This is a genomic window from Telluria mixta, from assembly GCF_029223865.1.
Classification (GTDB): domain Bacteria; phylum Pseudomonadota; class Gammaproteobacteria; order Burkholderiales; family Burkholderiaceae_D; genus Telluria; species Telluria mixta.
The window spans coordinates 5050007-5064048 of sequence record NZ_CP119520.1 but is presented as its reverse complement, the minus strand read 5'-3'; the positions used below and the strand labels follow the sequence as shown (position 1 = coordinate 5064048).

Annotated in this window: 10 protein-coding genes; 2 read left to right on the top strand and 8 right to left on the bottom strand. The window is 61.9% G+C overall.

Going from position 1 to position 14042, the window contains the following annotated elements; translation table 11 throughout:
• Positions 1–78: 78 nt before the first annotated feature.
• Entirely contained in the window at positions 79–2457 is a 2379-nt protein-coding gene (locus tag P0M04_RS22500) for a TonB-dependent receptor (protein ID WP_259449551.1), read from the top strand.
• 9 nt (positions 2458–2466) lie between these two features.
• Here the strand turns inward: P0M04_RS22500 and P0M04_RS22495 are convergent, their stop codons facing one another.
• The 5 genes from P0M04_RS22495 to P0M04_RS22475 all read right to left on the bottom strand — a co-directional run bounded on the left by P0M04_RS22495 (position 2467) and on the right by P0M04_RS22475 (position 9110).
• On the bottom strand, positions 2467–4698 hold the full coding sequence (locus P0M04_RS22495; RefSeq protein WP_259449552.1) for a glycoside hydrolase family 3 N-terminal domain-containing protein: 2232 nt from the start codon (positions 4696–4698) through the stop codon (positions 2467–2469).
• A gap of 73 nt (positions 4699–4771) precedes the next feature.
• The gene (locus P0M04_RS22490; protein ID WP_259449553.1) at positions 4772–5866 is read right to left on the bottom strand and encodes a hypothetical protein; all 1095 of its coding nucleotides are present in this window, start codon (positions 5864–5866) and stop codon (positions 4772–4774) included.
• A 12-nt stretch (positions 5867–5878) separates the two neighbouring features.
• Entirely contained in the window at positions 5879–6289 is a 411-nt protein-coding gene (locus tag P0M04_RS22485; protein ID WP_258852469.1) for a hypothetical protein, read from the bottom strand.
• A gap of 31 nt (positions 6290–6320) precedes the next feature.
• A complete protein-coding gene (locus P0M04_RS22480) occupies positions 6321–7925 on the bottom strand; it encodes a methyl-accepting chemotaxis protein (RefSeq protein ID WP_259449554.1) in 1605 nt (534 codons plus the stop codon).
• A gap of 150 nt (positions 7926–8075) precedes the next feature.
• The gene (locus tag P0M04_RS22475) at positions 8076–9110 is read right to left on the bottom strand and encodes an acyl-CoA dehydrogenase family protein (protein WP_281042072.1); all 1035 of its coding nucleotides are present in this window, start codon (positions 9108–9110) and stop codon (positions 8076–8078) included.
• Between the two features lie 127 nt (positions 9111–9237).
• Between P0M04_RS22475 and P0M04_RS22470 the strand changes: the two genes are divergently transcribed.
• On the top strand, positions 9238–10446 hold the full coding sequence (locus P0M04_RS22470) for an XAC2610-related protein (protein ID WP_259449556.1): 1209 nt from the start codon (positions 9238–9240) through the stop codon (positions 10444–10446).
• A gap of 71 nt (positions 10447–10517) precedes the next feature.
• On the opposite strand, the gene P0M04_RS22465 is transcribed toward P0M04_RS22470, so the two are convergent.
• The 3 genes from P0M04_RS22465 to P0M04_RS22455 all read right to left on the bottom strand — a co-directional run bounded on the left by P0M04_RS22465 (position 10518) and on the right by P0M04_RS22455 (position 14038).
• A complete protein-coding gene (locus P0M04_RS22465; RefSeq protein WP_259449557.1) occupies positions 10518–11849 on the bottom strand; it encodes a T6SS immunity protein Tli4 family protein in 1332 nt (443 codons plus the stop codon).
• Positions 11850–11941: 92 nt separating this feature from the next.
• A complete protein-coding gene (locus P0M04_RS22460) occupies positions 11942–12277 on the bottom strand; it encodes a hypothetical protein (protein ID WP_259449558.1) in 336 nt (111 codons plus the stop codon).
• Positions 12278–12670: 393 nt separating this feature from the next.
• Positions 12671–14038 (bottom strand): T6SS immunity protein Tli4 family protein, encoded by a 1368-nt coding sequence (locus P0M04_RS22455; RefSeq protein ID WP_259449559.1) that lies wholly within the window; start codon positions 14036–14038, stop codon positions 12671–12673.
• Between the last annotated feature and the right edge of the window lie 4 nt (positions 14039–14042).

Genomic DNA, 14042 nt, shown 5'->3' with positions numbered 1-14042 from the left:
GTCTTTTTATTTCGCCGGAATTGGAAACGTTGCCAACCGCGCCGCGCCACCGGCCAGACCGATAACAAGGAGACCAACATGCGTTACCCCGGCACACCCAGGCCCGCCGCAGCCGCCATCGCCACCGCCCTGCTTGCCATGAGCGCCCATGCCCAGGACGCGCGGCAGCCCGAACCCGTGAAACTGGAAACCGTCGTCGTCACCGCGAACAAGCGCGCCCAGAACCTGCAGGACGTGCCCGCGTCGATCACGGTCCTCGGCGACGCCGTCCTGCAGCGCTCCAACGTGCGCGAGCTGGACGACCTGCCCGCGCTGTCGCCCGCACTGACGCTGTCCTACGGCACCCAGCCGGGCAACTTCAGCATCAACATGCGCGGCGTCGGCACGTACTCGCTGGGCATCGGCGTCGAGGCCGACGTGGCCGCGATCGTCGACGACATCCCGCTTGGCATGCAGGCCAACGCGTTCAAGGACCTGGCGGACGTCAACCGCATCGAGGTGCTGAAGGGCCCGCAAAGTACGCTGTTCGGCAAGAGCTCGATCGCGGGTGCGCTGAACATCACGACGAAGCCCATCGGCGGCCCGGTCAGGACGACGGCGACCTTCCTGGCCACGAACGACGACGAATGGCGCGCGGGTGTCAGCGTGTCGGGTGCCGTGTCCGACACGTTTCGCATGCGCGTCGCCGCCAGCAAGACGAATTACGACGGCACCCTGAACAACCTGACGACCGGCGGCAAGCTCAATGGCAGCAAGGGCGACAACCTGAATGCGAAGTTCGAATGGCGCCCGACCGACGACCTGACGTTCACGCTGACGCCCCACTACAACCGCACGGAGAAATTCTGCTGCACGACCGCGTTCACGTCGATGACGCCGGGCGGCCTGTATCGCAATGCGCCGCAGCTGCCGCAGTCCGTCGTCCTCGCGGGGATCAACATCAATCCGTCCAACCGCGACGTGCGCAACGACTACCCGACGGGCGGCAAATTCCACGACTGGGGCACGGGCCTCAAGATCGATTACGGTCTCGCGAACGGCCTCACGCTCAGCGCCATCTCGTCCTACAGCAAGTACCACATGGATGACTATCAGGACAACGACGCCACCGACATCGACATCCTGCAGTTCCTCGCCCTGCCGAATGGCGCGCCCACGCAGATGCACGGGGGCCTGTACCAGTACGGCGTGTTCAACGTGAAGTCGACGACGCAGGAATTCCGCCTCACGTCGCCGGACCGTGGTCCGATCCGCTACGTGGCCGGTCTCTGGTACGGCAAGAACGACCTGAATCGCGAGCTGGCCAAGGTCCCGCTGATCCAGAACTACGGCACGAACTACGGCGCCGATGCGTGGAACGTCAACAAGGCGATCTACGGCCAGGGCAGCTGGGACTTCCGCCCCGACACGAGCCTCATCGTCGGCGCACGCCTGAACGACGAGGACACGGGCTACCGCTTCCGCCGCTACACGGTGCCGCCGCAGGCGTTCGCGCAGACCGAGTTCTACACGCGCTCTGACAGCAACACGAGCCGCACGTGGAAGCTGGGCCTCGAGCACAGGCTGAGCAAGGACGCGATGGTGTACGGCACGCTCTCGACGGGCCACAAGGGCATCGCCTACGACCTCACGTCCAGCTTCACGGCCGTGCTGGCCGCGCGCCCGCCGGTGGCGCCCGAGACGGCGCGCAGCTATGAAGTCGGCTGGAAGCAGAGCCTGTGGGACAACCGCGCGATGTTCTCGCTGGCCGCGTTCCGCACCGACTTCCACAACTTCCAGCAGTCGGCCGGTTTCTTCGACTACGACGGCATCTTCCGCACGGCGCTGAACAGCATCGGCGGCCTGCGCACGCAGGGCCTGGAACTGGAAGGCAGCGCGCGCGTGACGCGCCTGCTGCAGCTGAACGGCAGCCTCGCGTACACCGAGGCGACGATCCGCGAGTTCCGCAACGGTCCCTGCTACAACGTGTTGAACGCCGCAGGCACGGGGGCCGTCCCGGGACCGGGCTGCTACCAGAGCCCCGAATTCAACAACACGAACGTGCAGGACCTGGCCGGCAAGACGCTGCCCAACGCGCCGAAAGTGAAACTGAATCTCGGCGGCCAGCTGGACGTGCCGCTGCCGGCGCTGCCGTTCGACGGCTTCATCGCCGCCACCACGCGCTACCAGAGCCGCACGCAGTTCTCGCTGAACCAGGATCCGAACACGATCCAGGGCGCCTACAGCATCACGAACCTGACGTTCGGCGCCGCGGACCGGGCCGGCCGCTGGAAGGCGACGCTGTTCATCAACAACCTGTTCGACCGCCAGTACGCGGCGGGCCTGAACAACAGCATCGCCAACAGCACGTGGAGCCCGAAGGCGCCGAACACGCCGCACGCCGTGAACACCACCGAATGGCTGCCGCCGCGCGACTGGCACCGCTACTTCGGCGTGCGCGCGGACGTGACGTTCTGACGGGCGTCGTCAACGGGGCGTCAGCTCGATGGTCTGGCGCAGGCGGATGTCGTCCGACGCGCTTCCGACCATCAGCTCGAACGTCCCCGGTTCCGCGCCCCACGCCAGCTTGCGGTCGAAGAACGACAAGGTGTCGCGGTCGACCGTGAAGCTGACGGTCCGGCGCTCGCCCGGTTTCAACATCACGCGCTGGAAGCCCTTCAATTCCTTCACCGGCCGCACGACGGATGCGACGGGGTCGCGCAGGTAGAACTGCACGACCTCGGCGCCGGCCACGCGTCCGCTGTTCGTCAGCGTGAACTGAAGGGTGGTCTTCCCGTCGGGCGCCATCCGCGTGTTCGACACACGCAGGTCGCCGTACGCGAACGTCGTATAGCTGAGGCCATGGCCGAATGCGTAGCGCGGCGTGTTCGGCGAATCGATGTATGCCGACCGATAGACGCTGTTCCCGTTGTCCAGCACGGGACGGCCCGTCTGGTATTGCTGGTAGCCGATCGGGATCTGCCCCATGTTGCGCGGAAAGGTCATGGGCAGTTTCGCGGACGGGTTCACGTCCCCGAACAGCACGTCCGCGATCGCATTGCCCCCTTCGCTGCCGGGGTGCCACGCGTACAGGATGGCGTTCGCCCCTTCCGCGACGTTCTCGAAGATCAGCGGGCGCCCGGCCATGATCACGACGACGGGCGTCTTGCCGATCGCCTTCAACGCGTCGAAGAGTTCCGCCTGGCGGCCCGGCAGGCCGATATTGGCGCGTGATTTCGCCTCGCCCGACATGTCCCAGCTTTCGCCGACGGCCAGCACGACGACGTCGGACGCGCGCGCGACGTCGAGCGCTGCTGCGAAGCCGTCGTTACCGCGGCAGGCCACGTCGCAACCGGCGGCGTGCCTGACGCGCGTGCCCGGTCCCGCATGCGTGCGCACGGCGTCCACGAGACTCGCCATCGTGGCCGCATTGGAGTCCACGATCCAGCCGCCTTCGAGGTCGCGCCGGGCATCGGCCAGCGGTCCGATCACGGCAATCGAGCGCGCGCCTTTACGCAGCGGCAGCGCACCGGCGTCGTTCTTCAGCAAGACCATCGACTCGGCCGCGATCCGGCGCGCGGCCGCGCGGTGGCGCGGGTCCGCCAGCGCCGCTTTTTCGCGCGCGGGATCGGAGAAACGGTACGGGTCGTCGAACAGGCCCAGCTCGAACTTCTTCGTCAGCACGCGCCGCACGGCGTCGTCGACGAGCGCCACGTCGACCCGGCCGCTGCGCACGAGCTCCGCCAGCGACGAGGCGTAGGCGCTGCTCTCCATATCCATGTCGCTGCCGGCGAAGATCGCCTTCGCGGCCGCATCCGGCAGGTCGTCGGCATAGCCGTGGACGACCATTTCGCGCACCGAACCCCAGTCGCTGACGACGAAGCCCTTGAAATTCCAGCGGCCCTTGAGGATGTCCCGCTGCAGCATTGCATTGCCGGTGGCCGGCACGCCGTTCAGCGTATTGAACGAGTTCATGAACGTCGCCACGCCCGCATCCGCCGCGGCCTTGAACGGCGGCAGGTAGGTTTCGTAAAGCTGGTGCTCGCTCATATCGACCGCGTTGTAATCGCGGCCGGCGATCGCGGCGCCATAGCCGGCGAAGTGCTTTGCGGTGGCCATCACGGATTCGAGTCCGCCCAGCTTCGTGCCCTGGAAGCCGCGCACGCGGGCCGCGGCGATGCGCGATCCGAGGTAGGTGTCTTCGCCCGCGCCTTCCATCACCCTGCCCCAGCGCGGATCGCGGCCGATGTCGACCATCGGCGCGAACGTCCAGTGGACGCCGGCAGCGGAGGCCTCGCGCGCGGCGATGCGGGCCGACTCCTCGATCGCGTCAAGGTCCCACGACGCCGCTTCGCCCAGCGGCACGGGGAATACGGTGCGGTAGCCGTGGATGACGTCGAGCCCGAACAGCAGCGGAATGTGCAGGCGCGACTGCAGCGCCAGCGCCTGCACCCGGCGCGTCTCGTCCGCGCCGCGGATGTTCAGCATGGATCCGATCCTGCCTTCGCGGATGTCGCGCTCGATGTCGCGCACCTTGTCGGTGCCCGGGCCCGTGCTGAAGTCCTTGCCGGACAACTGGTTCAGCTGGCCGACCTTTTCGTCCAGCGTCATCTGCCGCAGCAGCGCTTCCACGCGCTGGCTCACATCCGCCTGCGCCGCGCCCGCGAGCGCCATCAGCGCGCAGGCGATGGCCGTGCGCGCAAAACGTTTTTTCTCCATGTCGTCTCCACCGAGGTTATGCGGTGCAATATAACCTCAAGTAAAACGTTTTACAACGCTGGAGAATGCAGAATCAGAACAGCACGTCCCAGGTCACGGTGACCATCTTCGCGTTCTTGGTAAAGTCGTAGGCGCTCGAATCCTTCACCGAATCCCACTGCACTTTCAGGTCCATATTCTTGCGGAAGTCCCAGCGCACGCCGACGAAGCGCGTGTTGTCGTTCTGCGTTTCGGTGTAGGTTGCGGTCTGCTTTTCCTTGTACGAGGAAAAACCGGCCATCGGCATGAACTGGCCCAGGCGATAACCGACCGTCGCCGTCCAGCTGGACGACTTGTAGTCCAGCGCGGGACGCATGAAGCGGTTCGCTTCCGCGCGCACCATCCAGTTGCCGTAGTCGATGCTGCCGGACAGGCCGATGATGCGCTGGCGCGTGCCCCGGGCGAACGTCGGGTCTTCACCCGGCGGATACATCGACAGGTCGATCGAGTTCTGCATGTAGATCAGGCGCGCACCGAACACCTCGTTGGAGACGTCGAGGTAGCCGCCGAGGATGTGCTTCCAGTCGTCGTCGACGCGGTAGCCGTAGTAGATCTTGCGCTGTTCGGTGTTGTCGTGCGAGGTTTCCTGGCCGGCGAAGAGCGTCCCGGTGACGGCCCAGTCGCCGACGCTGCGCGAGTGGCGCACGTTCACGCCGTTGTAGGCGCCGACCTCCCAGCCGTAGATGTCCTGCGGCACCCGCGCCCACGGCAGCGTGTAGCCGATGTAGACGCTGTCCGAGTACGCGTAGATCGGCAGGCGCCGGCGGCCCACTTGCACCGTCGTATCGGGCGCCACGTCGTACGAAAGATAGGCCCAGTCGACTTCCGGCTTGCCGTGTTCCGATGCGCGCGACACCGCCTGGACCGTGCCGGACAGCTTGTCGGTGAACCGGTAGCTGGCCTGCAGCCCCACGAGCGATTCGCGCGCGAGGCTCCATTCGTTGCCGTGGTAGACGGCGCCGTGCTCGTAGTTGCCGATGAAGCAGGGACACGGTTGCCCCATGAACTCCCCGTCGGAACCGCCGTAGGCCTTGCCCGCGGTGACGGTGGCAAATCCCGAAATGCTCAAGTCGCTGGCCTGTGCCATGCCGGCGCTGGACAACAGCGCGGCGATCATCAGTTTCTTCATGCTTTTTATCTGTTAGTTGGCGGTGGCGATGACCTTGACGGTGGCGTCAACGTCCTTCCTGTCGATGTAGCCGACGGCGTTCGGATCGGCCGCGACGGCCTTGCGCATGGCTGCGCCCGAGTCCACCTCGGCGGGCGGCGTGCCGGTGCCCGTGAAAATCAGCTTGCCCCACATGGCCTGGACCTGGACCGGGTCCTTCTTGCAGGCCTTGGCGAAGAACTCGTCGCGCAACGGATTCTTTTCCGTGAGGTTGATCGGGGTCGGCGACTTGATCTTGCCGAGGAACGCCTGGCATACCTGCGTCACGGGCGGCGCCAGCGACGAGTGGGCGGACACGATGATGCTGATCTCGGCGTGCGCGGGCGCCACGGCGCACGCCGCGAGCGCCACGGCGGATGCCGCAGCGGGAAGGACTCTCTTCATGATGATGGTATGGTGTTGAAAAGGATGCGGATCAGGCGCGGCGCCTCGCGGCGGGACTGTTCGATGCCGGCAGGGCCAGCCTGGACGTTGCGACCGGCTGCGGCAAGCCATCCTGGCGCGCCAGCGTGAACACGCTCACGACGGCGGCCAGGCTGGCGGCCTGTTCGCGCAGCGCGGTCGCCAGGCCCGCGGTCTCGTCGACGAGACCGGCGTTGCTCTGCGTGTCCTTGTCCATCTGGGCGATGGCATCGTTGATATGCTCGATGCCCGCGGTCTGCGCCTTGCTCGCTTCGGCGATCGCGGCCATGATGTCGGTGACGCGCCGGACGCTACTCACGATCTCGTCCATCGTCCGGCCGGTCTGGTCCGCCAGTGTCGTCCCCAGTTCGACCTGCGTGACCGAGCGCCCGATCAGGCCCGTGATGTCCTTCGCCGCGGCGGCCGAACGCTGCGCCAGGCTGCGCACTTCGTTCGCCACGACGGCGAAGCCGCGTCCGTGTTCGCCGGCGCGTGCCGCCTCGACGGCCGCGTTCAGCGCGAGCAGGTTGGTCTGGAACGCGATGCCCTCGATGACGCCGACGATGTCCGCAATTTCGCGCGACGACGCATGGATCGCCTCCATCGTCGCGATCACCTGCCCGACGACGGCGCCGCCCTGCGTGGCGACATTGGCGGCGAATCCGGCCAGCTCATTGGCCTGCGCGGCATTCGCGGCGTTCTCCTTGGCCGTGCCGGTGAGCGCGCCCATCGACGACGACGTCTGCACGAGCGCATGCGCCTGGTGCTCCGTACGCCCGGCCAGGTCGCCATTGCCCTGCGCGATCTGGACTGAGGTGGCCGCGATGTTGTCGGTGGCGCTGCGCGCCTCGCTGACGATCCGCACCAGGCTGCCGTTCATGTGGCGCAGCGCCTGCAGCAGCTTGCCCGTCTCGTCGTGGGCCTCGACGGCGATCGTGCTGGTCAGGTCGCCCGCGGCGACGGTCTCCGCGACGCGCACCGCCTCGTTCAACTGGCGCACCAGCGTGCGCGCGACGAGCAGCGCGAAGGCCAGCGTGACGACGAGGCCCAGCACGCCCGTGACGGCGCCGCCGAGCACCGCCCGGTTCGACGCGTCGGTCGCCGCGCCCACGGTGCCGGTGAAGCGGTCGCGCGCCGCCGTGCGGAAGTCCGCGACATCCTTGCGATAGGTCGCCAGCGCCGTGGCCATCGCCTGCAGCCTGTCCTTGGCCGGCATGCCGCTGTGATTGGCCATGGCGTCGGAAATCGCGCGGGCCGTCTTGTAATACGTGTCGAATTCCGTCGCCAGCCGGCCCAGGTCGGCCGCGTGCGCCGTATCGAGCCCGCGCAAGCGGCGGTAGTTGTCCGCCACTTTCACGGCGAGCGCGTCGGCGGCGGCGATCTGCTCGGGTTCGCCCGCGGCGGCCGCCGAATTCAGCACGTCGATGATCTTGTCCAGGGCGCCCGTGTTCTCGGTCAGCGCGTCGAGCACCGGGTACTGCACGTCGCGCACGTCCGCCAGGCGCAGATTGTTCTGCTTGAAGACAATGGCCGTGAAGGTCAGGTAAGCCGCCATGCACAACATCGCGATGGCCGGGGCCAACAGGACTTTCCACAGCACGGGCAAGCGGCTCAGCATCTTCACTCCACGCGGAAGCCGTCGGCCGGCCCCTTAAAGTTGACTTAAGGCAAATGTTATCTGGTATTTACTCATTCTGGCAAGAAAATAATTTCGCATAGACAACATTTGTGAATTGTGTGAATTAGGCCATCCTTGCGAGGTCGCCGTTCAACTGCGCAACGGTCGGCGTGACGACTGCGAGGAACGCCGCTTCGCGCGCGCGGCGGGCGTGACCGCCGTTCTCTGCGCGCAGCAAGGCGCGTCCCCCAACGCCTGCAATTCCAGCGCGACGGCAGCCGCCGCGATGTCGACCATCCGCAGACGCAGCGTCAGCAGCGCGCGCGGCCGGTCGCGCAGGGTGCCGTCATCGAGGCCGGTGCACAGGGTCTGGCTGTAGGCTGCGATGTCCGCATCGAGGGCATCGATGTCGCCCGACAGTACCGACGGCCTGCCGGCGAGCGCCACGCGCGCCGACCGCAGCGATGCGCGCGCGAGTCCGAGGCCGAGACCGCATTGCAAACCGATGAAAGCGGGCCGGATCCCTGGCAGGAAGACCCGTGCCTGAGGGTGGATCTGCCAGGACGCATCGAGCGCGACATCACTCAGGCGCAAGGCGGCCGTGTTGGTGCCGCGCAGCGCCAGCAGATCGAGATCGGATTCGCGCGCCACGCCGGGCGCGTCGTGGGGAAGTGCAAACACGGATGGATTGTCGCCATGTTCGTCGCCGACAGCGATCGCGGCGACGAATCCGTGCCTGCGCAAATTTGTCGCCCAGGCCACCGTACCGTTCAGGCGCATGCCGTCAGGTGCGGCGACGCCCGTGATGCGTAACCGCTCGAGGCCGCCCAGGAATTTCATCGCATTCGACAACCCGGGCGCACCCGCAAGCCGGCCGCGCAACAGATCCGGCACGAGCCGGCGCACGAGGTCCCGGTTCGGACTCGCCAGCAGGCAGGCGATGACGGCGCGCTGCGCCCAGTACACGAAGGCGGCGCTGAGCGAGTGTTCGGCGAGTCCCGCGACGACATCGACGGCCGCACTCAAGGCACGCCCGTCCCCGCCCTCGCCTTCAGGTACCCCCACCGCGAACAGGCCGGCCTGGGCCAGACGGGCCGGCAACGCATCCGCATGCAGCGTGTCCGCGTCCAGGTTGTCCGCTTCCTCGTCGAGCCATGCCACCAGCGATTCATCCATTCCTGCCATCGTTTCGTCCTCTGTGAAAACACAATGTAGCGATGCTAGGCGAAATCAAGATCCATACAACTAAATAGCGATTTTGCTGTTTCGGGATTCCATGTAGACTTCGACCGGATCAATCACGGGTAGCAAAATGCGCAACATCTTCATATTCGTCACGGCTTGTTCGTTGCTGTCCGCGCATGGACAGGCCTTTGCCCAGGAGGCGAAGCAGCAACGCGTTGAATTTCCTGTCTGGGAACGCGCGCTGTCCGGCACACTCGGCACGAAGCCGATCAGCGTGGCGCTGAGCCGCATCGCCGGGAATGTGTCGGGCTCGTATTGCTATGAGCCCTGTTCCGGGAAGACGCGCCAACAACTTCAGCTGACCGGCACGGTGAAAGCCAACACGCTCAAGTTGACCGAGCGCGATTCGCAGTCTGCGAAGAACATTGCGACCGGCCGCTGGATCGTGAACCTGGACGGAGACAACGCTTCGGGAAACTGGATGTCGCCCGATGGCAGGAAGACGCTTCCGGTGCACCTGCGCGACACGCAGCCGGTGCCGTTCGAGCTCCGCCTCGTTGCCGACGCGATGCCGAAAGAGACGGATGACAGCGACGAAGCGCCTCATGTATCGGCCATCAGGATCTATCGAAACGGCCAGCTCGCGCAGGAACTGGCGACCGATTCCCAGGGTCCGGGCAACGTCTTCATTCCATCGCTCGTCGACGCCAATTTCGACGGGTTCCCGGATCTGACGATTGCGCTGAGTTTGCCGGCGGGACCGAACATCCCGCAGCAAACCTGGCTGTTCGATCCGCGCACGCAGCGCTTCGTCGATGCGCCGGAAACGCTGCAAGGGATTACCTCACCCGAGTTCGACAAGAAATTCAAAACCATTGTGTCGCAATGGCGTAATGGGTGCTGCGAACATGGTGTGACGACGTATCGTTGGGATGGCGGGCGGCTCAAGGAAGCTGCCACGGCATCGAGCGGGCAATTGCCGGTGCTGGTCGGCCAGAAGATCCTGTATTGCTACACGATTCCCGAGTATCGGGAGGGGCGTATCGAATTTCCCGATCGGGTGGAACAGGTCGGCGATCGCCTGACGTTGACGTTCGATGACTTCAGCGGCTGTGACGCGACTGGACTATCCGCGTCGTCCGACATCGCGATATGGAAGCGCGACGCAGCGGGGGAACTCAAGGTCGTGCGCACGGAGAGCACGGCGTGGAAACCGGTCGACACGCCGGGTGGGCGTCGTTATTGTCCGGAGATCCCGTACTTTGGACACGGACGCATTGAGCGTAAGCTACTGCGGGATCGTCCTGACGAAAGTTGTAGTGATACCGCACCGTGAGCGTTACGCGGCCCGCCCCGGTCGGGGGAGAGAGACGTTGCCCCTGCCTACCGTTGCGCCCCTATGCTGAGTTATCTCCGAGTCAGTTCTGGCATGGGTGGCGTGGTCGGCCTCCAGCGCATGCTTTTGACCACCAGGTCCATTCGGCTCTTACTGACGGCAAATGGCGGAGGGATTTCCTTCAATTCCGGAGCCAGATTCTTGTTCATAGTGCGCATATTCACGAGAATATAAGGCAGTACCGTCGTGCCCAGCCATCCGCCATACCCTGTGAACACGCTGTAAATTTCGTACCCCTTGCCTCCGGGTTGATCAAGCTTTAGGTGCACGCCTCCCTGTGACGCAGACAGCCCGCCCATCTTGACTATCCGGGGGCCAATCCGCTGGACCACCTTGGGCACTGGATCGCTTGGCTTCTCCGGCGGCGGCGGCGAGATGGCCGCCTCGGCCATTGCAAGTAAAGGTGTAGCCTTGATATTACGCGCATTGACTTTGCCCGTACTGAGCGTATAAAACACGCCTGGGGCATCGGGGAAACGCATCGTTTGTTTGAATTCAATAGGTGTATCGCCACTATCCTGGATAAATCCGAAAGGAATACATACGCCTCTCTCTGATGGGATCTCGTTAGCCGCACGTGTGCGAAAGTTCGAGAGCATGAGGGAGAATTTTTTCTTATGAGTCTCCTTGTCCGATGGCGTTTTTATCCGGGTGGTGGACTCGAATACAAAGATATGATCGCCGCGGGTGACGTATGCCCTCAGGATTGAATCTCGCTCGGTCTGATCCTCTGACGAATCTTCGCTGGTCCAATAGCCTTCACTATTCGGCAAGCCAGTTTCGAACTGTTCATAATCCGTTCCATACTTGGCTATTATCGTTTCCAACCGCTTTATTTCCTCTAACTGGTCCTCGATCTCATCCTTGTTGGCGTTTTTAATTTCCCCCGGCTTTTTCAACCTCGCAATGTAAGCGTGCTTTTCCTCGATAGACTTCCTCAATGCCTCTACGCGCGCACGAGGCGTGGCTTCGAAGACTTTTTCCTTCGCTATTCCATTTGCCGAGGCGATTACCGCAATGAGAGTATCACCATAACGCATTCTGTCGTAGGGATCCCTGATATTCACACTGAATGACCTGGAAAAAATTCCTTTCGGGTACATATGACTATAGTACAGCGGCCACTCAACGGGTCCACTAACATCGAACATCATACGTCCCAAACACTCGGAGCTGACTCCAGCCGGCTTCTTGTAGTCGGGCGCAGTTACCTTTAACAGGTCATCAGCAGTTGGAGATCGAGAAGGTTCATCTTGTGAGTGCTCGTCCTGCAACTCGACTGCATGGAGAACATTGGGGACGCCCCCCAACAATAGCAACGCGACCACAATGCAAGCAACCATTTTCACTCTAGAGCACAAGTATTCATTACAAGGCATTACTATAATTCCGAGATCCCATACGCGCCCCTCAACCGTACGAACGTCCACGCTTATTAAGCCCTTGATTTTTCCGCTTTTCGTGGAAGCAAAAATAGCGCGACAGCGCCACTTACCATTAATGGACTGGCGCCAAAAATATAAACCAATATTGCCAGTTGAGACTCATCTGTGCCGTGGCTTGGAAGATTCAAAACGGCAATCATTGCCGCAGCACTTGCGCCTATCACCAAAAACAACCTGCATCCGACAGCCACACGATTAGATATATTTGGCGCAAAGAAGCGTTTCGCTATTAGAACGAATAATGCAGCAAGACAAATCCCAGCGGTAAGATAGAAGTTTTCCGTAAAAATAAAAATAATCACTGACCAAAACAGTTCATGCGTCATGCCGCCTCCTCAACATTACCATCCTCCTCAACCTTTGCGATACTTTCGGAAGTGAAATCGGAGGTGCAAGAGTTCTACCCTGAGCATATCCCCGATCAATCGGCATTTCGACCCAAAAGCCCTTTTACACGAGTACGCTGGCAGCCAACTGTCCTGTCAACATGACGGGCGGCATTCTGCATGCATAACTTCAGCAGTCACTTGGGCCACCACTCTTGCGATATTCTCTCATTGATAACGTGGGCTTCCATGAAAGGAGATTTTCGACCGAATGGGATATAAAGGGTGTTCATCAACCAACGCATTCTGATCACCGAATGCTTCAAGTCAACTGACCTTAGCAGCGAATATTGACCGAGAACGATTGCATGACCTCTTAAAGACGTCGCAAAGTCATCTCCGAGTCAGCTCCGGCATAGGTGGCGTGGTTAGCCGCCAACGCATACTTTTGACTATCAAGTCCATGCGGTTCTTACTGACGGCAAATGGCGGAGGGATTTCCTTCAATTCCGGAGCCAGATTCTTGTTCATAGTGCGCATATTCACGAGAATATAAGGCAGTACCGTCGTGCCCAGCCATCCTCCATACCCTGTGAACACGCTGTAAATTTCGTACCCCTTGCCTCCGGGTTGATCAAGCTTTAGGTGCACGCCTCCCTGTGACGCAGACAGCCCGCCCATCTTGACTATCCGGGGGCCAATCCGTTGGACCACCTTGGGCACTGGATCGCTTGGCTTCTCCTGCGGCGGCGGCGAGATGGCCGCCTCGGCCATTGCAAGTAAAGGTGTCGCTTTGATATTGCGCGAAGTGACTTTACCCGTACTAAGTGTATATAACACACCTGGGGCATCGGAGAAGCGCATCGTTTGTTTGAATGCAATAGCTGTATCGCCGTTATCCTGGATAAATCCGAAGGGAATACATACACCTTTCTCTGATGGGATCTCGTTAGCCGCACGTGTGCGAAAGTTCGAGAGCATGAGGGAGAATTTTTTCTTATGGGTCTCCTTGTCCGATGGAGTTTTTATCCGGGTGGTAGACTCGAATACGAAGATATGATCGCCTCGGGTGAGGTACGCCCTCAGGATCGAATCGCGCTCGGCTTTATCCACTGACGAATGCTCGCTGGTCCAATAGCCTTCACTGTTCGGCAAGCCGGTTTCGAACTGTTCATAATTCGCCCCATACTTGGCAATCGTCGTTTCCAACCGCTGTATGTCCTCTAACTGGTCCTCGATCTCATTCTTGTTCGCGTCAGCAGTTTTTGCAGATTTTTTTAATCTTGCAATGTAAGCGTTCTTTTCTTCGATATACTTTTTTAATGCGGCGACTCGCGCGCGAGGTACGTCTTCGAAGACTTTTTCCTTCGGTATTTCATTTGTCGATGCGATTACGGCAATGAAAGTGTCGCCGTAGCGCATACTGTCATAAGGATCTTCGATATTGTCACTGAAGGACCTCGCAAAGATTCCATCGGGATACTTGTGGCGATAGAATGTCGGCCACTCAATCGTTTCATTCACATCGAACATCATGCGCCCCAAACACTCGGAGCTTACTCCGGCTGGCTTCCTGTAGTCGGGAGCCGTAATTTTTAATAGATCATCCGGGGTTGGAGGCCGTGAAGGTTCGTCTTGCTGGCGCTCGCCCCGCAACTCCACTGCCTGGAGCACATTGGAAACGCCCATCAATAATAATAACACCGCCACAAGGCGAGAAACGCTTCCCACTTTGTGGAGCACGAATTCGTCAGGAGACATCTGT